This is a genomic window from Methylobacterium sp. 1A (assembly GCF_058072805.1).
On the sequence record NZ_JBYQVE010000001.1, the window covers coordinates 1,257,030 to 1,276,190 of the forward strand.

At 71.4% G+C, this 19,161-nt stretch carries 21 protein-coding genes; 7 read left to right on the forward strand and 14 right to left on the reverse strand.

From position 1 onward, the window contains the following. Positions 1-4 precede the first annotated feature (4 nt). A complete protein-coding gene (locus tag ACX9MN_RS06095) occupies positions 5-709 on the reverse strand; it encodes an SDR family NAD(P)-dependent oxidoreductase (protein WP_489723949.1) in 705 nt (234 codons plus the stop codon). Between the two features lie 58 nt (positions 710-767). Continuing rightward, positions 768-1,256: a nucleoside deaminase gene (locus tag ACX9MN_RS06100; protein WP_489723950.1), complete on the reverse strand. Its 489-nt coding sequence runs from the start codon at positions 1,254-1,256 to the stop codon at positions 768-770. A gap of 146 nt (positions 1,257-1,402) precedes the next feature. Between ACX9MN_RS06100 and ACX9MN_RS06105 the strand changes: the two genes are divergently transcribed. The 4 genes from ACX9MN_RS06105 to rsmD all read left to right on the forward strand — a co-directional run bounded on the left by ACX9MN_RS06105 (position 1,403) and on the right by rsmD (position 4,364). Beyond that, complete coding sequence (locus ACX9MN_RS06105) at positions 1,403-1,594, forward strand: CsbD family protein (RefSeq protein ID WP_020091448.1); 192 nt, start codon at positions 1,403-1,405, stop codon at positions 1,592-1,594. A 77-nt stretch (positions 1,595-1,671) separates the two neighbouring features. Then, entirely contained in the window at positions 1,672-1,848 is a 177-nt protein-coding gene (locus ACX9MN_RS06110; RefSeq protein WP_012317097.1) for a DUF1328 domain-containing protein, read from the forward strand. A 132-nt stretch (positions 1,849-1,980) separates the two neighbouring features. Then, on the forward strand, positions 1,981-3,810 hold the full coding sequence (locus tag ACX9MN_RS06115; RefSeq protein WP_489723951.1) for a pseudouridine synthase: 1,830 nt from the start codon (positions 1,981-1,983) through the stop codon (positions 3,808-3,810). After that, positions 3,807-4,364 carry a 16S rRNA (guanine(966)-N(2))-methyltransferase RsmD gene (gene rsmD / locus ACX9MN_RS06120; protein WP_489723952.1) on the forward strand — a complete coding sequence of 186 codons (558 nt, stop codon included), beginning with the start codon at positions 3,807-3,809 and terminating at the stop codon, positions 4,362-4,364. The genes ACX9MN_RS06115 and rsmD overlap by 4 nt, the downstream gene beginning before the upstream one ends. Before the next feature lie 7 nt (positions 4,365-4,371). On the opposite strand, the gene ACX9MN_RS06125 is transcribed toward rsmD, so the two are convergent. From ACX9MN_RS06125 to ACX9MN_RS06140, 4 genes are all read right to left on the reverse strand, one after another. Then, positions 4,372-4,746, reverse strand: a complete 375-nt coding sequence (locus tag ACX9MN_RS06125; RefSeq protein WP_489723953.1) for a cupin domain-containing protein — start codon at positions 4,744-4,746, stop codon at positions 4,372-4,374. Positions 4,747-4,802: 56 nt separating this feature from the next. Next, on the reverse strand, positions 4,803-5,243 hold the full coding sequence (locus ACX9MN_RS06130) for a helix-turn-helix domain-containing protein (protein WP_056521969.1): 441 nt from the start codon (positions 5,241-5,243) through the stop codon (positions 4,803-4,805). Positions 5,244-5,640: 397 nt separating this feature from the next. Beyond that, entirely contained in the window at positions 5,641-6,579 is a 939-nt protein-coding gene (locus ACX9MN_RS06135) for an alpha/beta fold hydrolase (protein WP_489723954.1), read from the reverse strand. After that, positions 6,576-7,115: a phasin family protein gene (locus ACX9MN_RS06140; protein ID WP_489723955.1), complete on the reverse strand. Its 540-nt coding sequence runs from the start codon at positions 7,113-7,115 to the stop codon at positions 6,576-6,578. The genes ACX9MN_RS06135 and ACX9MN_RS06140 overlap by 4 nt, the downstream gene beginning before the upstream one ends. Positions 7,116-7,335: 220 nt before the next feature. Between ACX9MN_RS06140 and ACX9MN_RS06145 the strand changes: the two genes are divergently transcribed. After that, positions 7,336-8,988: an AMP-binding protein gene (locus ACX9MN_RS06145; protein WP_489723956.1), complete on the forward strand. Its 1,653-nt coding sequence runs from the start codon at positions 7,336-7,338 to the stop codon at positions 8,986-8,988. A 40-nt stretch (positions 8,989-9,028) separates the two neighbouring features. Here the strand turns inward: ACX9MN_RS06145 and ACX9MN_RS06150 are convergent, their stop codons facing one another. The 8 genes from ACX9MN_RS06150 to ACX9MN_RS06185 form a co-directional block, all read right to left on the reverse strand. Beyond that, a complete protein-coding gene (locus tag ACX9MN_RS06150; protein WP_489723957.1) occupies positions 9,029-9,796 on the reverse strand; it encodes an SDR family NAD(P)-dependent oxidoreductase in 768 nt (255 codons plus the stop codon). 212 nt (positions 9,797-10,008) lie between these two features. Next, a complete protein-coding gene (mutL, locus tag ACX9MN_RS06155; RefSeq protein ID WP_489723958.1) occupies positions 10,009-11,955 on the reverse strand; it encodes a DNA mismatch repair endonuclease MutL in 1,947 nt (648 codons plus the stop codon). 58 nt (positions 11,956-12,013) lie between these two features. Continuing rightward, complete coding sequence (locus ACX9MN_RS06160) at positions 12,014-12,367, reverse strand: hypothetical protein (RefSeq protein WP_020091438.1); 354 nt, start codon at positions 12,365-12,367, stop codon at positions 12,014-12,016. Between the two features lie 144 nt (positions 12,368-12,511). Next, a complete protein-coding gene (locus ACX9MN_RS06165) occupies positions 12,512-13,498 on the reverse strand; it encodes a branched-chain amino acid ABC transporter permease (protein WP_489723959.1) in 987 nt (328 codons plus the stop codon). A gap of 20 nt (positions 13,499-13,518) precedes the next feature. Continuing rightward, entirely contained in the window at positions 13,519-14,406 is an 888-nt protein-coding gene (locus tag ACX9MN_RS06170; protein WP_489723960.1) for a branched-chain amino acid ABC transporter permease, read from the reverse strand. 28 nt (positions 14,407-14,434) lie between these two features. Further along, a complete protein-coding gene (locus ACX9MN_RS06175; protein WP_020091435.1) occupies positions 14,435-15,652 on the reverse strand; it encodes an ABC transporter substrate-binding protein in 1,218 nt (405 codons plus the stop codon). 94 nt (positions 15,653-15,746) lie between these two features. After that, positions 15,747-16,487 carry an ABC transporter ATP-binding protein gene (locus ACX9MN_RS06180; protein WP_042674624.1) on the reverse strand — a complete coding sequence of 247 codons (741 nt, stop codon included), beginning with the start codon at positions 16,485-16,487 and terminating at the stop codon, positions 15,747-15,749. Continuing rightward, positions 16,480-17,238, reverse strand: coding sequence for an ABC transporter ATP-binding protein (locus ACX9MN_RS06185; protein WP_026604669.1), 759 nt, complete (start codon positions 17,236-17,238; stop codon positions 16,480-16,482). Before ACX9MN_RS06185 ends, ACX9MN_RS06180 begins: the two co-directional genes overlap by 8 nt. A 211-nt stretch (positions 17,239-17,449) precedes the next feature. Between ACX9MN_RS06185 and ACX9MN_RS06190 the strand changes: the two genes are divergently transcribed. Beyond that, entirely contained in the window at positions 17,450-18,328 is an 879-nt protein-coding gene (locus ACX9MN_RS06190) for a 2-dehydro-3-deoxygalactonokinase (protein ID WP_489723961.1), read from the forward strand. Further along, positions 18,325-18,960, forward strand: a complete 636-nt coding sequence (locus tag ACX9MN_RS06195) for a 2-dehydro-3-deoxy-6-phosphogalactonate aldolase (protein WP_091978361.1) — start codon at positions 18,325-18,327, stop codon at positions 18,958-18,960. Before ACX9MN_RS06190 ends, ACX9MN_RS06195 begins: the two co-directional genes overlap by 4 nt. The last annotated feature ends 201 nt before the right edge of the window (positions 18,961-19,161 follow it).

Here is a 19,161-nt window from a genome sequence, read left to right on the forward strand (position 1 = left end):
GGCCTCAGAACCGCTCCGTCCAGGGACGCAGTTCCAGTTCGGAGGTCCAGGCGCTCCGATCCTGGCGCAGGAGGTCGCGATAGGCCCTGGCGATGGCGTCGGGATCGAGATGGCTGTCGGGGGCCTCCGGCGGCTCGCCGCCGCGGGCCGGATTGCGGATGGCGCCGTCGATTACGATGTGCGCGACGTGGATCCCGTGGGGCTGCAATTCCCGGGCGAGGCTCTGACCCAGTCCCCGCAGCGCGAACTTCCCCATCGCGAACGGGGCCGATCCCGCGAAGCCCTTCACGCTCGCCGAGGCGCCGGTAAGCAGGATCGCTCCGTGGCGATGCGGCAGCATGCGGCGCGCCGCGGCCTGCGCCACGAGGAAACCACCGTACGCGGACACCATCAGCGCCTGGGCGACCGCGTCCGGGTCGAGATCGGCGACCGGGCCGCGGAGACGACCGCTCGCGTTGTAGACGACGACGTCCGGCGGACCGCCAAGCGCCGGCTCCAGGCGGGCGAACAGCGCCTCGACCTCAGCGGGCCGGCTGGCGTCGCAGGCATGGACCGCCGCGCCCGTCTCCGCCGCCAGTGCGGCGAGCTTGTCAACGTTCCGGGCGGCGAGGCCGATCGTCATGCCGTCGGCCGCGAACAGGCGCGCCAGCGATGCGCTGAGGCCGGAGCCCGCCCCGACGATCAGGGCTCTGGAATAGGTCGGGATCATCCTCTCCTCCTCTGCTGACCCGCCCAGGGCCGTTGGGAACCTGTCCGCCCGCCCCGCGTCAGTCGCGGCGCTGCGCGAAGAACGCCCGGAGCAGATCGGCCGCCTCGCGCTCGCGGAACCCGCCGTAGACCTCGGGCACGTGGTGGCAGGTCGGCTGATCGAAGACGCGCGGCCCGTGCTCGACCCCACCCCCCTTCGGATCGGCCGCGCCGTAGTAGAGCCGCCGGATGCGCGCGAAGGATATCGCGCCCGCGCACATCGGGCACGGCTCCAGGGTGACGTAGAGATCGCAGCCGACGAGGCGCTCGGTGCCGAGGGCCGCGCAGGCCGCGCGGATCGCCAGGATCTCCGCGTGCGCCGTCGGGTCGTGCAATTCGCGCGGCCGATTATGCGCCACCGCCAGGATAACCCCGTCCCGGACCACCGCGGCGCCGACCGGGACCTCCCCGGCAGCGGCCGCGGCGCGGGCGGCCGCGAAAGCGTGATCGAGCGCGGTCAGCGGTCCGGACGTTTCCGCTCGCGCCGGATGGATCGGATCGGCAGTCAAGCTGTTCTCATCCCACTGACGCGACGGACCCAGGGCGGCGGGCTAACCTGACCCAAGTCAATGTTAAGGCCTGGAACATTCCGCCGACCGTGACCGTTTCAGGAACCAGTGCGGCGCCGCCGCAGATCGAACAAGAGGACAACGCCATGAGCAGCACCACCGACAAGATCAAGGGCGTCGCCAACGAGGCCGTCGGCAAGGCCAAGCAGGGCATCGGCGACGTGACCGGTAACGACAAGCTCAAGGCCGAAGGTGCCGCCCAGGAACTCAAGGGCAAGGCCCAGGGCACCGTCGGCGACGCCAAGAGCGCGGTGAAGTCCGCCACCGACAAGCTCTGATCGTCGAGCGCGACCGGAACGGAACCCGCCTCGGGCGGGTTCCAGAACTGAACCGACCCGAATAACGCGAGGATGCCATGATCGGCTGGGCTGTCACGTTTCTCGTCGTCGCTCTCGTGGCGGCGCTCCTCGGTTTCGGCGGCATCGCCGGCACGGCGATGGAGGCGGCCAAGATCGTCTTCTTCGTGGCGATCGCGCTGTTCCTGATCTCCGCCGTGTTCGGCGTGATGCGCGGGCGCTCGCCGAGACTCTGACGAATGCGGGTCTTCGACCCGCCATCCAAGTCTTCGAGGCGGTCCCGACGGGCCGCCTCTTCGCGTTGAGGCGACTCGCACCGGTGCACAACCCGTCTCGCCTGTCGGAACCGGCTCTGATAAGCGGCAGGCATGAGCGACTTGCCGAACGACGATAAGCCGGAGGGGACCGCCCGTCCGGCCCCCGAGTCAGCGCGCACCGAGAGCTGGGCACCGCCCACCGATGCGGGCCGTGCCGATGCCGACACCGAGCGGCCTGCCAGTTCTGCCGCGAAGAAGACGGCGCGGAAGGCCAAGCCGCAGCCCGCCCCGCAGGCGGAGCCTCTGTTAGAGCCGCAGCCGGAGCCAGGTCCCGAAGCGTCCGCGGACGCCGAAGCCCTGATCGAGACGCCGCCCGGCGAGCGCATCGCGAAGGCGATGGCACGGGCCGGCGTCGCCTCGCGGCGCGACGCCGAGACGATGATCCTGGCCGGACGCGTCAGCGTCAACGGCGAGACGCTGACATCCCCGGCCCGCAACGTCACCGAGAACGACCGGATCCTGATTGACGGCGAGCCGATGCCGTCGCGGGAGCGCAGTCGCCTGTGGATCTTCCACAAGCCGCGGGGCGTGGTGACGACCGCCCGGGACCCGGAGGGCCGCCAGACGGTGTTCGACGTGCTCCCGGAGGATCTGCCCCGGGTCGTGGCGGTCGGACGGCTCGACATCAACACCGAGGGGCTGCTGCTGCTCACCAATGACGGCGGGCTCGCCAAGGTGATCGCGCATCCCGACACGGGCTGGCTGCGCCGCTACCGAGTCCGCGCCCACGGCGACACCGATCAGGCGCAACTCGACCGGCTGTCCAAGGGCGTCACCATCGACGGAATGGAGTATGGCCCCGTCGAGGCGACCCTCGACCGCGTCCAGGGCGACAACGTCTGGCTGACGCTCGGCCTGCGCGAGGGCAAGAATCGCGAGGTCAAGCGCATCCTCGAGCATCTCGGACTGTCGGTGAACCGGCTGATCCGGCTCTCCTTCGGGCCGTTCCAGCTCGGCGACTTGGAGGTCGGCCTGGTCGAGGAGGTGCGGACCCGCGTCCTCAAGGATCAGCTCGGCAAGAGCCTCGCCGAGCAGGCCGGCGTGGATTTCGACAGTCCGGTCCGCGAGCCGATCTCGCCGTTCGGCGGCGCCCGCCCGGCGGATCGGGACGCCCAATCGGCGCAGCCGGCATCTTCCCGGCGCAATGCCGCGCGTCCCGCGCCGGCGCCGCGCGTCTCGACCGGGGGCACCGGTCCCGGACCGCGCAACTCCGCGTGGCGCGACGAGGACGCGGCCAAGCCGCGGGGGACGCGCATTCCCCGGCGCGGCGCGGATCCCCGGGCCGCGCAGGCGGCCGCGGCAGAACGCGGCCGCGAGCGCGTCGGCTCGATCCGGGCCGGCGACCGCCGGGTCGTCGTCGAGCGCCTGTCCGCAACGCCGGCGGAGCCCGAGCCCGTCGCCAAGCCGAAGCGCCGCTTCGCCGACCGGGGGATGCCGGAGCGGCAGGAGCGCCCCGCCGGTCGGCGCGATGAGCGCCGCGGCGATGAGCGCCCGCGCCGCGAGAGCGCGCGAAGCGAGGCTCCGCGGGACGACCGGCGATTCGACGAGCGCGGGGGCAAGCCCGGAGGCCGGCGCGACCGACCGTTCGACGCCGGGCCGGCGGAGGGCGCGTCGCGGAAGCCAGGCGGCTTCCGCGGCCAGAAGCCCGCTGCCGCCGGGGGCAAGCCCGCGTTCGGTGGCCCGAAGACCGGGGGTGCGCGTCCCGGCGGAAGCCGCCCCGGTGGCAAGCCCGGCGGTTTCGCCGGCAAGGGGGCTGGCCAGGGTCGGCGCAATGGACCCGCGGGCGGGTCGGACACGGGCGGTCGTCCCGGTGTTCGTCCCGGTGCGCCGCGCGGGGGCGCCAAGCCCGGCGGCGGCCGGCCGCCGCGCGGGACGCGGTGAGGATCGTCGGCGGCGCGTGGCGGGGCCGCAGGCTCGCCACGCCGCGCACCGACGCCATTCGGCCGACATCGGACCGCCTGCGGGAATCGTTGTTCAACGTGCTCGCCCACGCCTACGACGACGCCGTCGCCGGCGCCCGGGTCCTCGACCTGTTCGCCGGTACGGGTGCCCTCGGCTTCGAGGCGCTCTCGCGGGGCGCCGCCTACGCCCTCCTCGTCGACGAGGGCGCCGAGGCGCGCGCGGTGATCCGCGAGAACATCGAGGCCCTGGGTGCCGAAGGCGTGACGCGCCTGTTTCGGCGGGACGCGACCCGTCTCGGCTCGGCCTCCACGGCGGGCACCTTCTCGCTGGTCTTCTGCGATCCGCCCTACGGCCGTGATCTGGCGCCGCGCGCCCTGAAAAGCGCCGCCGAGGGCGCCTGGCTGGCGCCCGGGGCTCTCATCGTCGTCGAGGAGGTCGAGGCCGCGCAGGTCGTCTGGCCGGCCGCCTTCGCGGAGCTGGAGCGGCGCGTCTATGGGGATACAGCCGTGGCGATCGCCCGATTCGCCGCCTGAACCGCGCTTAGTCCCGATCGCGGGAAGCCGGATCCGTAGCGCCGACTTGAGACCCGAAATGGATCGCCAGCCAAACGGTGGGTGAGTCGGTCCACTCCACCCGGTGCCGACGATGCGGCGCGATCAGCACGGCGTCACCCGCGACGAGGCGACGGGCCTTCGCCTCGTCGGCGAACCGAAGGTCGGCCGCGCCCGTCAGGACGGCGACCCACTCGGTATCCGGCTGGTCGTAGTAGAATCCCGGCGGGCTCGCCTGACCGGTCGAGACGATGCGCTCCACCCGCAGGCCCGGCTCGGAGACCAGGACCGACACGATCTCGTCGTCCGCCCGGAGCGGCAGGTCGGCGAGCAGGTGGGTCACACGCGTCGGGAGAGAGTCCATGATCCCGCCTGCAGGGACCGCACGGCGCCGGATCGGCGCCGGGCAAGGCCCGGATGTCAGGAGTTGCGCGGAGCGCCGCCCGCCTGCGGTGCCGCGCCGTCCGACGTCTTGGTCTGACCGATCCGCGCCGCGGATTTGACGAGGGAGAGCACGTCGCGGCGCATCTGATCGTCGGCGATCTGATTGTAGGCCCGGAGCAGTTCGACGGCGCCGGCGACGCGCAGCAGCGCGGGACCGCTATCCGTCGTCGCCTCGGGCTCGGGCTCGAAGAAGCTCGAGACCGGAACGCCGAGCCGCTCGGCGATCGCCTGCAGGCGGCCGGCACCGACACGGTTCTTGCCGGTCTCGTACTTCTGGACCTGCTGGAAGCTGACGCCCAGCGCGCTGGCCAGCGCGGACTGGCTCAGTCCATTCGCCGCCCGAAGGAACGCGATGCGGCTGCCGACCCCGTGATCGATGGCTGTGGTCTGCTTCGGCTTGGGGGTTGGGTTCGCCATAGTTGGTAGTCCGGATGTTCTTGCTGTCTGCAGGCTTGCTCGCCCGGATCCAGGGCGCCAATCACAACCGACAGGTGCAACATTGCGCGGCCAAGATCCAGACCTGACATCTGTTAGTGCCACAGGTCAGCCGCGCGTGCAACGAATGGTTACGCTCTCGAAATCTTAGGTCCGGAAGACCGCAATTTGGGCCCTCCAGTGCCCGCCGCGAGAACAACTCAAATACCGGGCCCGATCAAATATAAGTGAGCGAGATCAGCTAAAAATTCACTCTCGAACACTGCCGGGCGATATCGGGTTGCCTGCGCCGCGTTGGGCCCGCCGGGCCGATCCCAGGGAAATCCGTACGACAGCAAACGGTCGACTCAGAGCTCGGTGGCGCGCGCCGGCGACGGAATCACGCCGCCGGGCCGAGCCAATCGAGGACGATTCGCAACTGGTCGTCGTCGAGCAACGCGGGCGCGTGGCCGCAATCGGGAATCTCGACGCGGCGCGTCGGCGGTCCTCGGCGCGTCATCTCGTCGGCCGTCGAGGCGAGGAGGAGTTCCGAGTGCTCGCCGCGGAGCAGCAGGACCGGACAGGTGATCGCGTCCCAGTCGCGCCACATGCTCACGCTGTAGACGCGGCCCGGTCGGAAGGCGTCTCCGATGCCGGGATCGTAGTGGGGCCGCCAGCCGCCGTTGGGCTCCTGGAAGAAGCTGTGCTTGGCGATGTGGCGCCACTGCTCGTCGGTGAGCGGCCCGAACGCGCCCAGCACCGTGCGCAGACGCGATTCGCCCGAGGCGAGGTTATGGTGCAGCCGGGGCGCGTCCCGCAGGCGCGACCCGATCTCGCGGATGGGCGCCCAGGGCAGGAACGGGCCGATATCGTTGATCACCATCCGGCGGATCGGGGTGCGGGCGGCCGCGGCCAGGACCATGCCGGTCAGGCCGCCGAGGGACGTGCCCACCCAGTCGATCTTCCCGAGGACCCGGAGATGGGCGATGAGCGCGGCCATGTCGGCGGCGTATTGCGGCAGGCCGTAGAGTTCCGGGTCCTTCAGCCATCCGCTGAGGCCGCGCCCGGGCAGGTCCGGGCATATCACCCGGTACCCGAGCTTCGCGAGGCGATAGCCGAGGGCGTCGAAATCGCGGCCCTGGCGGCTGAGACCGTGGACGCAGACGACGACGTGCGGGCTGTCCGGGTCACCCCATTCCACGTAGGCGATGCGGTGGAAGTCGTGGGGCGCGTAGGCCTGGAAATGGCCGGTCCGGAACGGCACGTCGGCGCGGCTCAGGTCGTCGAGCCGCGGCGTCGCCTCAGGTCCGGGAACGGGCGCCGCGGTGCCGGCCGTCACGGGGTCTCCGTGCGCGCGGCGGCCTCGCGGGCGAGACGGCCGGTCGTCTGATGGAGGTCGACCATCTGGTCGGTCAGCCGGCGCGCCTGCTCCTGCAGGAACGCGATGTTCAGCGCCGCGACCTCGCGGGCATCTGCCGCCTTGGCGACGCGGTCCGCGAAGTCGAGGCTCGCGCGGACATTGGTGTCGGAGGCCACGAGCATCCGGTGGCCGATCTCGCGCATCGCCGCCATGGCGTGGACGGCGTTGTCCTCGAACGCGTTGTAGAGCCGGGCGCCGGCGGCGTCCCACTGCTCGCGCACCCGGCGGGCGCCGGCCACGTTGCTGTCGGTGAGCTGGTGGGCGGTCTCGCGGCTGGAGCCCATCACCGCGCGCCAGCCCTCGAAGCTCTGCGCCATCGAGGCCTCGAAGGCGTTCAGGGCCATCTCGCCCGCCTCGGCGAAGCGCTCGTACGCCTCGCGCGCCCGGGCGACGCCGCCCTCCACCGCGGCGCGGCCGGTCTCCCCGGTGATCGCCGGCAGGTTGTCGTTCCCCACAATCGTCTCCCGCAGATGGGCCGGCCGCACGCGGTCCCGACAGCGCGTGGCTGGAATACGGGCATCCGCCAGGGGCGATCTCGCGTCAACAGGGCCCTGTAACAGAATCCGCGCGCGGCCCACATTGTCACGTTGGTCGCGATTGACAGGCACGACGGCGGCGAAATCTTCGTCGCGCGGAGCGCACGCCACGCCCGCCGCCCGATCAGAAGGCTGCACGATGACGGACACCCGTCCGACCCAGACCGAGGTCCGCGAGACGGGCTCTCATCCGTTCGAGGCCGGGCTCGCGCGCCGGCCGGCCAACTACATCCCGCTGACCCCCGTCAGCCTGCTGGCGCGGGCCGCCGCCGCGGCGGGCGGGCGGATCGCCGTGATCGACGGCCACCGCCGCCTCACCTACGCGGACCTCTACGCGCGCTGCCGGCGCCTCGCCGCGGGCCTCGCGGCCCGGGGGGTCGGGCCACTCGACACCGTGGCGATCCTGGCGCCGAACGTCCCGGAAATGATCGAGGCGCACTTCGCCGTGCCGATGCTCGGCGCGGTGCTGAACCCGCTGAATACGCGCCTCGACGCGGCGACGATCGCGTTCTCGCTGCGGCACGGGGGCGCCCGGGCGCTCCTCGTCGAGGCCGAGTACGCCGCGCTGGCCGCGCGGGCGCTCGCGGAACTCGCCGAGCCGGTCCTCGTCGTGGCGATCGGCGCGACCGGGATCGACGGGGCCCTGCCCTACGAGGATCTGCTGGCCGAGGGCCATCCGGACTACGCCTGGCACGGCCCGGATGACGAGTGGCAGTCGCTCTGCCTGCTCTACACGTCGGGGACGACCGGCGATCCCAAAGGCGCCGTCTACAGCCATCGCGGCGGCTATCTCCAGGCGCTCGGCAACGCCGTCACGTTCGGCCTAACCGGCGAGAGCGTGTATCTTTGGACGCTGCCGATGTTCCACTGCAGCGGTTGGTCCTACCCATGGGCAAGTGTCGCCGCCTGCGCCACGCAGGTCTGCCTGCGCAAGGTCGAGCCGGCGGCGATCTTCAGGCTGATCGCCGAGCACGGGGTGACGCATCTGTGCGGCGCCCCGATCGTCCTCTCGATGATCGCGCACGCGCCGGCGCAGGACCGTGTGCCGTTCCCCCAGCGCGTGCGCTGCGCGGTCGGCGGCGCGGCGCCGTCCTCGACGATCATCCGCACCATGGAGGAGCTCGGCTTCCAGGTGACGCATCTCTACGGCGCCACCGAGAGCTACGGCCCCGCGACGGTCTGTCTGGCGCAGCCGGACTGGACCGCTCTCCCCGACACCGAGCGACACGCCCGCATGGCCCGCCAGGGCGTGCCGCTGGCCACGCTCGAGGCGGTGAGCGTCGCCGACGTCGCGAGCGACGCGCCGGTGCCGCGGGACGGCACGACGGTCGGCGAGATCCGCCTGCGCGGCAACACGGTGATGAAGGGCTATCTCGGCAACCCGGGCGCGACCGAGGAGGCCCTCGCCGGCGGCTGGTACCGGACCGGCGACCTCGCGGTCTGGCATCCCGACGGGTCGGTGGAGATCAAGGACCGGGCGAAGGACATCATCATCTCGGGCGGCGAGAACATCTCCAGCCTGGAGGTGGAGGAGGTGCTGATGCGCCATCCCGCCGTGATGCTGGCGGCCGTCGTGGCGCGGCCGGATCCGACCTGGGGCGAGAGCCCCTGCGCGTTCCTGGAGGTGAAGCCCGGCGCAGCGGTGCCGAGCGACCAGGAGTTGATCGCGTTCTGTCGCGAGCACATGGCGCGGTTCAAGGTGCCGAAGACGGTGGTGTTCGGGCCGCTGCCGAAGACCTCGACCGGCAAGATTCAGAAATTCGTCCTGCGCGAGCAGGCGCGGACCCTCTGACCCGCGCCGGTCCCGTGACGGGAGCCGTTTCGGGCGATCACTACAGGCCGGAGACGAGGTGGCCGCCGTCCACCGCCAGGACGCTGCCGGTCATGTAGGCGCCGGCCTCCGAGGCCAGGAGCAGGAGCGGCCCGTCGAGTTCGGCGGCCTCGCCCAGCCGGCGCTGCGGAATGCGCCTGATCAGCGCCCGGCCGGCATCGCACTCGAAGAAGGCGTCGTTGAGCTCGGTCTTGATGTAGCCCGGCGCTAGGGCATTCACGCGGATCCCGTAGCGGGCCCACTCGAGCGCGAGGCTCTTGGTAAGCTGGACGACCGCCGCCTTCGAGGTGGCGTAGGGCGCGAGCCCGCCGGTGACCCGCAGCCCGAGGATCGACGCGATGTTGACGATGCTGCCGCCCGCCCCGTGCCGGACCATGCGCCGGCCGGTGGCCTGGGCGACCTGCCAGACGCCTTTGAGATTCGTGTCGAGCACCGTGTCCCAGTCGGATTCCGCGAGGTCGAGGGCCGGCTTCGTCGCCGTCACGCCGGCATTGTTCACCAGCACCGCCACCGGTCCGAAGCGCTCTTCGGCGGCGTCGAGCGCCCGCTCGACGCTCGCGGCGTCGGTGACGTCCATGACGACGGCGTGGGCCTCACCGCCCGCCGCCGCGACGCGATCGACGGTCTCGGCGAGGGCGTCGGCCCGGCGGGCGCCGAGCGACAGGCGCGCGCCTGCGCGGGCCAGCGTTTCGGCGAAGTGACGGCCAAGGCCGCTTGAGGCCCCGGTGACGAGGACGTGGCGGCCGGCGAGGTCGAACGAGCCCGCCATCTCAGCCTACCGACGCGGCGGCGGGTGCCGGGCACGTCGGCCGCGCGGCGGCGCGGCGCACGCCGAAGTTGTCGAGATCGGTCATGGCTCCGCGCCTCCCATGCGCACTGTCGGTTCGGGACGGCTGGCGCCCCGGTCTTCAAGCCGCGGCGTCACACGCCGTTGTGGACCGGCCCCGCGCGTGCCGCCAGCCGGATCGACGGCGTGGCGCCTCATCGGCGGCCGAACAGCCGCTCGATGTCGGCGAGCTTCAGCTCGATCGAGGTCGGGCGTCCGTGGTTGCACTGTCCGGAATTCGGCGTCGCCTCCATCTCGCGCAGGAGGGCGTTCATCTCCTCCGCCCTCAGCCGCCGCCCGGCGCGGATCGAGCCGTGACAGCTCATGCGCGACAGGACGGCGTCGAGACGGCGCCCCAGCGGGCCGCCCTCCGCGGCCGGAGCCCCGCCCTCCTCGTCGCCGCTGGCCTCCAGGGCGTCGAGGATGTCGGTGACGAGCTTGCGCGTCGAGGCGCCGATCAGCGCGGCCGGCACCTCGCGCACGAGCACCGCCCCCGGCCCGAACGCCTCGATGGACAGTCCCAGCCGGTCGAGATCCGGGGCGGCCGCGACCAGCCGGTCGGCCTCCTCGGGGCTCATCTCGACCACGTCCGGGATCAGGAGTCCCTGGCGGGCGATGCCGCCTGCCTCCCGCTCGGCCTTCATCCGCTCGTAGACGAGGCGCTCGTGGGCGGCGTGCTGGTCGACGATCACGAGGCCGTCGCGGGTCTGGGCGAGGATGTAGGTCTCGTGGATCTGCGCGCGGGCGGCCCCCAGCGGATGATCGAGCGCCTCCACAGCGTCGGCGACAACGCGGGTGTCGGCCTGGGGCGGGGCCGCCACGGCTTCGGGCTCGGGCCCGGCCCAGACGGCCTGAGCTGCCTCGCCGAAACCGGTCGGCTCGACCCGCGCCGGCTGCGGCGCCGGCCTCCACGCCGCCGAGGAACGGTAGCCGGGGGGCGCTGCCACCGAGGGTGCACCGCTCGGGAAGGGGCCCGGCCGCGTCGGCCGGAACAGGCTCGGCGCGGTGGCGCCGCTGTGGGTGGCGAGCGGCGCCCCGGCCGGGCGCAGGGCGTCGAGGGTCCGCGCGGCGCCGGTGGTGGCCGAGCGGGCGCCGCCGCGGCGCAGGGCGTCGTGGATCGCGCTCACGATTAGCGCCCGCACGAGGCCCGGCTCGCGGAAGCGCACCTCGGTCTTGGCCGGGTGGACGTTGACGTCGACGAGGCCGGGGTCGCACGCGACGGCGAGGCCGAGCACCGGGTGCCGGTCGGAGGCCAGCGTGTCGGCGTAGGCGCCGCGGATCGCCCCGAGCAGGAGCCGGTCGCGCACGGGGCGGCCGTTGACCGCGAGGTGGATATGGGTCGCCGCACCGCGATGGTAGGTCGGCAGGCCGACATGACCGGCCACCGCGAAGCCCTCCCGGGCCAGGGAGACCGGCAGGGCGTTGGCGAGGAAGTCCTGCCCCAGCACCGCCGCGAGCCGGCGCAGCTCCGCCTCGGCCCCGGTCTCGGCCGGCAGGACCAGGGGCTGCCCGGCATCGGCCCGCAGGGTGAAGCGGATCCCGGGCTGCGTCGCGGCGAGGCGGCGCAGCGTCTCGGCGATCGCGGCGTTCTCGGCCCGGTCCGACTTCAGGAACTTGAGCCGCGCCGGCGTGGCGGCGAAGAGCTCGGTCACCTCGATCCGGGTGCCGCGCTGGGCCGGGGCCGGGCGGACCTGACCCTTCAGCCCCGCCTCGACCGTAAGACTCGCCCCCGCCTCGGCCTCGGGCGTGCGGGTGACGATGGCGAGGCGCGACACCGCGCCGATCGACGGCAGGGCCTCGCCGCGGAAGCCGAGGGTGTCGATCGCCGTGAGGTCGCCGCCTGGCAGCTTGGAGGTGGCGTGCCGCTCGACCGCGAGGTCGAGATCGTCCGGCGTCATGCCGCGGCCGTCGTCGACGACCCGGATCAGTCGGCGCCCCCCGGCCTCGACGGTGACCTCGATCGCCCGGGCCCCGGCATCGATCGCATTCTCGACCAGTTCCTTCACGGCCGAGGCCGGGCGCTCGACCACCTCGCCCGCGGCGATGCGATCGACGAGGACGGGGTCGAGGCGGCGGACGGACGGCGCGGACAGGGAGGACATCGGCGCGCAGGATAGTCCCTGCGCGGCGGCGATCCAATCGGCCGGTCGTGCCGACCCGTCAGGCGCGGCGCTTCGACCCGCCCAGGGAGATGCGGCCGGCGCCCCCGCGCGGTCCGTGGCTCGCCGCCGCCACGGGACGGCGGGACAGGTCGTAGAGGACGTTCCCGACGAGGCCCGCGGTCCGCCGGAGGGTCGGGCCCTCGCAGGTCGCCGCGACGCGGACGCCGATCGCGTGGGTGTGACTGCGGCCGTAGAGCCAGACGGCGAGCCGGGCGCGCGTCGCCTCCGGGATCCCGTCGAGCAGAAGCGCGGCCCCGTCCGGGTCGGCCTTGATCAAGCGGCCGACCACGTCCGGTGCGACCGGGCAGTCGAGGGCCGGGTCGTCGATGCTGAGCGTTCGGTCCTGGGTCATGGTGGCCCTGACAGCGTGGAGCCGTCAGCGTGGGCAGTCTTGGTTAACGAAAGCTCACCACAAGTCGCAGCCCCGATCCGCCATTGCATGTCGCGACGGGGGCGTTGCCGCGCTGCAACCGCCACCCGCCCCGGATCCCGCGTCCTAGAGCGGCCGTCGGATCAGCCGGGCGATCAGGCCGACGATGCCCTCTCGGAACAGCAGCACGCAGAGCACGAAGACGCAGCCCTGGATGATCGTCACCCAGGCACCGAACTGCGCCAGGTAGGTCTCCATCGTGACGATCACCAGCGCGCCGACGATCGGCCCGAACACCGTCCCCATGCCGCCGACGAGCGTCATCAGCACCACCTCGCCGGACATCGACCAGTGCACGTCGGTGAGCGAGGCGAGCTGGAACACGATCGCCTTGGTGGAGCCCGCGAGGCCGGCCAGCGTCGCCGAGAGCACGAACACCGCGAGCTTGTACTGGCTGGCGCGGTAGCCGAGCGAGATCGCCCTCGGCTCGTTGTCGCGGATCGCCTTCAGCACCTGCCCGAAGGGCGAGTGGATGATCCGGTAGATCAGCAGCATCCCGGCCATGAACACGACGGCCACGACGGCGTACATCACCCGGTCGTCCGCGAGGCTGATCGCGCCGAACAGGTTGCCGCGCGGCACCGCCTGGATGCCGTCCTCGCCGCCGGTGAACTTCGCCTGCAGGGAGAAGAAGAACACCATCTGGGCAAGTGCCAGGGTGATCATCGAGAAGTAGATGCCCTGCCGGCGGATCGCCAGGGCGCCGAAGACCAGACCCAGCAGGGCGGCCGTGAACGTGCCGGCGAGGATCGCGAGCTCGGGCGTGAAGCCCAGGCTCTTGGCCGTGTACGCGCAGAGGTAGCTCGCCATGCCGAAATAGGCGGCGTGGCCGAAGGAGAGCAGGCCGCCGTAGCCGAGCAGGAGGTTGAAGGCGAGCGCGAACAGCGCGAAGCACAGCACCTTCATCAGGTAGACGGGGTACAGGACGAGCGGTGCCACGACGAGCAGCACCGCGATGCCCACGAAGATGAGGCGGTGGAGCGCCTTGTCGTCCCGACTCGTCGGCACGGCGGCGGCGATCGGGGCGGCGTCGAGGGCGGCGGTGTCGGCCATGGGGGTGCCTCAGATCGCGATCAGGCCGTGCGCCCGAACAGGCCGGCGGGTTTGACGAGCAGCACCAGCACCATGATCACGAAGATCACGGTGGCGGACGCCTCCGGATAGAACACCTTGGTCAGTCCCTCGACGAGGCCCAGGGCGAAGCCCGTGATCACCGAGCCGATGATCGAGCCCATGCCGCCGATCACCACCACGGCGAAGACCACGATGATGATGTCGGCGCCCATGTTGGGATTGACCGAGTAGATCGGCGCAGCGAGCACCCCGGCGAAACCCGCGAGCGCGACGCCGAACCCGTAGGTCAGCGTCAGGAACAGCGGCACGTTGACCCCGAACGCCTGGACCAGGGTCGGGTTCTCGGTTGCGGCGCGCAGATAGGCGCCGAGCTTGGTCTTCTCGATCACGAGCCACGTCGCGATGCAGACGGTCAGCGAGGCGACCACCACCCAGGCGCGGTAGTTCGGCAGGAACATGAAGGGCAGGCGCTGGCCGCCGGACAGCTCGGTCGGGATCGCGTAGGGCAGGCCCGACACGCCGTACTGGTTGCGGAACAGGCCCTGGATGATCAGCGCGAGACCGAAGGTCAGCAGCAGGCCGTAGAGGTGGTCGAGCTTGTAGAGCCGGGCGATGAGCACCCGCTCCAGAACGATGCCGAAGGCGCCCACCACGAGCGGTGCGAGCCCCAGCGCCCACCAGTAGCCGAGACCGACATAGGTGAGCAGCATCCAGGCCACGAACGCGCCCATCATGTAGAGCGCGCCGTGGGCGAAGTTGATGATGTTCAGGAGCCCGAAGATGATCGCGAGCCCGAGCGACAGGATCGCGTAGAACGAGCCGTTGATCAGGCCGAGCAGGAGCTGACCGAACAGGGCCTGCGTCGGCACACCGAAGATCGTGGTCATGGCCGGTCTCCGCGCCCCGAACCCACCGTCAGCCCTTCACCAGGGGGCAGTTGCCCTCGTTGAGCGGCCGGAAGACCTGGTCGCCCGGGATAGTCTCGAGCTTCTTGTAGAGGTCCCACTCGCCCTTCGACTCGGCGGGCTTCTTGACCTCGAACAGGTACATGTCGTGGATCTTGCGGCCGTCCGCGCGGATCACGCCCTTGCCGAACAGCGGGTCGTCCGTCGGCATCGCCTTCATCTTGGCGACCGTGGCGGCGCCGTCGGCGGTCGACTTCGTCTCGGCCACAGCCTTCAGGTAGTGGAGCACGTCCGAGTAGACGCCCGCATGGTTCGCGGTCGGCTTCGAGCCGTTCTTCATCTGCTTGGCGAACCGGTCCGAGAAGGCGCGGGTCTGGTCGTTCAGGTCCCAGTAGAACGGCTCGGTCAGCACCAGCCCCTGCGCCACCTTGGTGCCGAGCGAGTGCACGTCCGAGGAGAAGACCAGGAGGCCGGCGAGCGCCTGGCCGCCCTCGGTGATGCCGAACTCGCCCGCCTGCTTGATCGCGTTGATCGTGTCGGTGCCGGCATTGGCCAGCCCAATCACCTTGGCGCCCGAGCCCTGCGCCTGCAGCAGGAAGGACGAGAAGTCCGAGGTCGGGAACGGCGTCTTCACCGAGCCGACGACCTTGCCGCCGTTCTTGGTGATGACCGTGCTGGTGTCGCGCTGGAGGGTCTGGCCGAAGACGTAGTCGGCGGTCAGGAAGAACCACGTGTTGCCGCCGCGCTTGACCATCGCGCCGCCGGTGCCGTTGGCGAGCGCCACCGTGTCGTAGACCCAGTGGATGGTGTTCGGCGTGCATTGCGGGCCGGTGAGGTCGGCGGTGCCGGCGCCTGTATCGATGAAGACCTTGTTCTTCTCCTTGGTGACCTGGCTGATCGCCAGTGCCACCGAGGACGTCACGCCGTCCGTGATCATGTCGACGGCGTCGCGGTCGTACCATTGCCGGGCGATGGCCGCGCCGACATCCGGCTTGTTCTGGTGGTCGGCCGAGACGATCTCGACCTTCAACCCGTGCTGCTCGGGCTTGAAATCCTCGACCGCGAGCTTCGCGGCCACGACCGAGCCCTCGCCACTGATGTCCGAGTAGGCGCCCGAGCGGTCGCCCAGGATGCCGATCTTCACGTTCGTCTGCGCGGCTGCGGTGCCCATCATCAGGGCGCCGGCGAGGGCGGCGAGGGTCACGGGCCGGGCGATGCGTCCGAGCATTTTCGTTTCCATCCTCCAGCGGCGCGGCGGATCTCCGCCGGCCGAGTATCGGGTCGCCGTTTTCTGGCGCTTCTACGGTTTTCGCGTGCGAGATTCAGACGCCGAGATAGGCGTGCAGCTTGTCGATATTGGCGTCAAGCTCGGCATTGGGGATCATGTCGACCACCCGCCCCTGCTCGATCACGAAGTGCCGGTCCGCCAAAGTCTGGGCGAAGCGGAAATTCTGCTCCACCAGGACGATGGTGTAGCCCTGAGTCTTCAATTGCTGGATCGTCCGGCCGATCTGCTGGACGATGACCGGCGCGAGACCTTCCGTGGGCTCGTCGAGCAAAATCAGCTTGGCGCCTGTGCGCAGGATGCGCCCGATCGCCAGCATCTGCTGCTCGCCGCCCGAGAGCTTGGTGCCCTGGCTGCCGGCGCGTTCCTTGAGGTTCGGGAATAGCGTGTGGATATCGGCCACCGACATGCCGCCGGGCTTCACCCGCGGCGGAAGCATCAGGTTCTCGTGGACCGTCAGGCTCGCGAAGATGCCGCGCTCCTCCGGCACGTAGCCGATCCCGAGCCGGGCGATGTTGCGCGAGGCCATACGGACCGTCTCGACGCCGTCGTAGACGATCGAGCCCGAGCGCTTGCCGAGGATCCCGATGATCGCCCGGAGGGTCGTGGTCTTGCCCGCGCCGTTGCGGCCGAGCAGCGTGATCACCTCGCCCGCGCGCACGTCGATGTCGATGCCGTGGAGGACGTGGCTCTCGCCGTACCAGCCCTCGAGGCCGCGGACGGTCAGCAGCGCGTCGGTCGCGGCCGCCGGAGGTGTCTTCAGAGCCGCCTCAGGCATGTCCCGCCCCGATATACGCTTCGACCACGCGCGGATCCTTCGAGACCGTGGCGTAGTCGCCCTCGGCCAGCACCTGCCCGCGGGCCAGCACGGTGATCCGGTCCGACAGCGAGGCGACCACCGAGAGGTTGTGCTCCACCATCAGGATGGTGCGGTCCTTCGAGACCCGGCGAATGAGTTGCGCCGTGCGCTCGACGTCCTCGTGGCCCATGCCGGCCATCGGCTCGTCGAGGAGCAGCATCTCCGGATCGAGGGCGAGCGTCGTGGCGATCTCGAGCGCGCGCTTGCGCCCGTAGGACAGCTCGACCGCGAGCACGTCGGCGAAGTCGGAGAGGCCCACCGCCTCGACGAGGGCGAGCGCCTCGCCGTTCAGCGCGCGCAGGACCCGCTCGGGCCGCCAGAAGTCGAAGGAATCGCCGCGCCGCCGCCGCTGAAGGGCGATGCGGACATTCTCCATCACCGTGAGGTGCGGGAACACGGCCGAGATCTGGAACGAGCGCACGAGCCCGAGGCGGGCGACGTCCGCGGCCTTCAGGCCGGTGATGTCGCGGTCCTTGTAGCGGATCGTCCCCGCGGTCGGGATTAGGAACTTCGTCAGAAGGTTGAAGCAGGTGGTCTTGCCGGCTCCGTTCGGCCCGATGAGGGCGTGGATGGTGCCGCGCTCGACCTGCAACGCCACGCCGTTGACGGCCCGGAATCCGCGGAATTCCATCGTCAGGCCATCGGTCGCCAGGATTACATCCCGTGCCAAGCGTGTCCCTCCCGGGTTCGATTTCTTGCCGCCATATCGCCGATCCGCAGCCGCGCAGTCCATCGCAAACGCTCGTGGCGGCGCGACAATCCCCCGGGAGTGATATCAGTCGCCCTCCGTGTCACGACGGCCGTCGGACTGAACTTGACCGCGCCGCGCGCCGCACTTAACTCAGACAATTCATCGCGTGGCTCTTCTGAGAGAGTTCGGCATGGGCGATCGCCCGGCCTACATCGCCGTCGACTGGGGCACGACGAACCGGCGGGCCTTCGCCGTCTCGGAAACGGGCGCCGTCCTCGACAGCCTGCACGACGAGCGTGGCGTCCTCGCCCTGACGCCCGACGCCTATCCGGCGGAGATCGCGGCCCTGCGCGCGCGACTGGGCGCTGACCTCATCATCGCCGTCGGCATGATCGGCTCCAACCGGGGCTGGCAGGCGGCGCCCTACGTGGCCGCGCCGGCAACCCTCACCGCCCTGGCCGATGCCTGCCTCGAGCCCGCCCCGGGCGTCCGGATCGTCCCCGGCGTCGCTCTGCGGGGCGGAGGCCGCCCCGACGTGATGCGGGGCGAGGAGATCCAGGTCTTCGGGGCGATCGGAGCGGGTGCGGTGCCGGCGACGGCCCTGTTCTGCCAGCCCGGTACGCACAACAAGTGGATCGAGACCGTCGACGGGGCCATTACGGATTTCACCACCGTGATGACCGGAGAATTCTTCGCCCTCCTGCGGGCACACGGGATCCTGGCCGGGACGCTCGACGGCACGGTCGGGGATGGGGCCCCCTTCCGCGCGGGTGTCCGGCGCGGCCTCGCGTCCCGCAATCTCGCCGCCACCCTGTTCGAGGTCCGCTCCGGCCTCCTGCTCGACCGGCTCGCCCCGGAGGACGCGGCGGCCCATGCCAGCGGGATCCTGATCGGCGCCGATATCGGCACCCGGGACGACCTCCGGCGGCGCCCGGTCCATCTCCTCGGCGGCGGCCGCCTCGGGGCACTCTACGCCGCCGCCATCACCGAAGCGGGCGGGGATCCGGTGATCGTGCCGGACGGTTCAACCACGGCCGGTATCCACGCCATCTGGAGTCTGCGGGCATGACCATCCTCGACCGGTTCGAGGCGGCCTTCGCGGCCTGCCCCCTCGTCGCCATCCTGCGGGGGCTCACGCCGGACGAGGCACCCGCCGTGGGGGAGGCGCTGGTCGGAGCCGGGTTCACCCTCGTCGAGGTGCCCCTCAACTCGCCGGACCCGCTCCGGAGCATCGCGACGCTCGCCGAGCGCCTCGCCGGGCGGGCGCTGGTCGGGGCCGGCACGGTCCTGACGCCGACTCAGGTCGGCGAGGTCGCCGATGCTGGCGGAACCCTCGTGGTATCGCCAAACGCCGATCCGGCCGTCATCGGCGCCACCGTCGCGGCGGGCCTTGTCTCCCTTCCGGGCTATCAGACGCCCACGGAGGCTTTCACGTGCCTGGCGGCGGGAGCAACCGCGCTGAAGCTGTTCCCGGCGGATGTCGCGACGCCTCTGGCGCTCCGGGCGCATCGCGCGGTCCTTCCGCCGGACACGCGGGTTCTGGCCGTCGGCGGAGTCTTGCCCGAGACCATTGCGGGCTGGCGGCAGGCGGGCGCCGATGGATTCGGCCTCGGGTCCAATCTTTACCGGCCCGGGAAGGCGGCGGCCGACGTCGCCCGCGACGCCGCGGCCTACGTGGCGGCGTTCGAGCGCTCCGCCTGAAGACACCGACGGCGGGCCGTCCGGTCGGGCCGAGCTAGACACGGCAGAGCGTGTGGGCCGCGCCCCCTGACCTTCGCGCGATGCGCGCCTCCGCAGGCGGCCTGACCGCGCCTGCGCGACCGGTTCACAGCGCGATCGCCGCCGCGTCGTCGCGGTCGGCACTTCACGGGCGAGGCCCGGCCGCTCGTGGCAGGTTGCCGA

Coding starts and splice junctions, on each gene's coding strand:
- ACX9MN_RS06095 (WP_489723949.1), bottom strand. CDS start 709: ATGATCCCGACCTATTCCAGAGCCCTGATCGTCGGGGCGGGCTCCGGC.
- ACX9MN_RS06105 (WP_020091448.1), top strand. CDS start 1,403: ATGAGCAGCACCACCGACAAGATCAAGGGCGTCGCCAACGAGGCCGTC.
- ACX9MN_RS06110 (WP_012317097.1), top strand. CDS start 1,672: ATGATCGGCTGGGCTGTCACGTTTCTCGTCGTCGCTCTCGTGGCGGCG.
- ACX9MN_RS06115 (WP_489723951.1), top strand. CDS start 1,981: ATGAGCGACTTGCCGAACGACGATAAGCCGGAGGGGACCGCCCGTCCG.
- ACX9MN_RS06125 (WP_489723953.1), bottom strand. CDS start 4,746: ATGGACTCTCTCCCGACGCGTGTGACCCACCTGCTCGCCGACCTGCCG.
- ACX9MN_RS06130 (WP_056521969.1), bottom strand. CDS start 5,243: ATGGCGAACCCAACCCCCAAGCCGAAGCAGACCACAGCCATCGATCAC.
- ACX9MN_RS06145 (WP_489723956.1), top strand. CDS start 7,336: ATGACGGACACCCGTCCGACCCAGACCGAGGTCCGCGAGACGGGCTCT.
- ACX9MN_RS06150 (WP_489723957.1), bottom strand. CDS start 9,796: ATGGCGGGCTCGTTCGACCTCGCCGGCCGCCACGTCCTCGTCACCGGG.
- mutL (WP_489723958.1), bottom strand. CDS start 11,955: ATGTCCTCCCTGTCCGCGCCGTCCGTCCGCCGCCTCGACCCCGTCCTC.
- ACX9MN_RS06160 (WP_020091438.1), bottom strand. CDS start 12,367: ATGACCCAGGACCGAACGCTCAGCATCGACGACCCGGCCCTCGACTGC.
- ACX9MN_RS06165 (WP_489723959.1), bottom strand. CDS start 13,498: ATGGCCGACACCGCCGCCCTCGACGCCGCCCCGATCGCCGCCGCCGTG.
- ACX9MN_RS06170 (WP_489723960.1), bottom strand. CDS start 14,406: ATGACCACGATCTTCGGTGTGCCGACGCAGGCCCTGTTCGGTCAGCTC.
- ACX9MN_RS06175 (WP_020091435.1), bottom strand. CDS start 15,652: ATGCTCGGACGCATCGCCCGGCCCGTGACCCTCGCCGCCCTCGCCGGC.
- ACX9MN_RS06180 (WP_042674624.1), bottom strand. CDS start 16,487: ATGCCTGAGGCGGCTCTGAAGACACCTCCGGCGGCCGCGACCGACGCG.
- ACX9MN_RS06190 (WP_489723961.1), top strand. CDS start 17,450: ATGGGCGATCGCCCGGCCTACATCGCCGTCGACTGGGGCACGACGAAC.
- ACX9MN_RS06195 (WP_091978361.1), top strand. CDS start 18,325: ATGACCATCCTCGACCGGTTCGAGGCGGCCTTCGCGGCCTGCCCCCTC.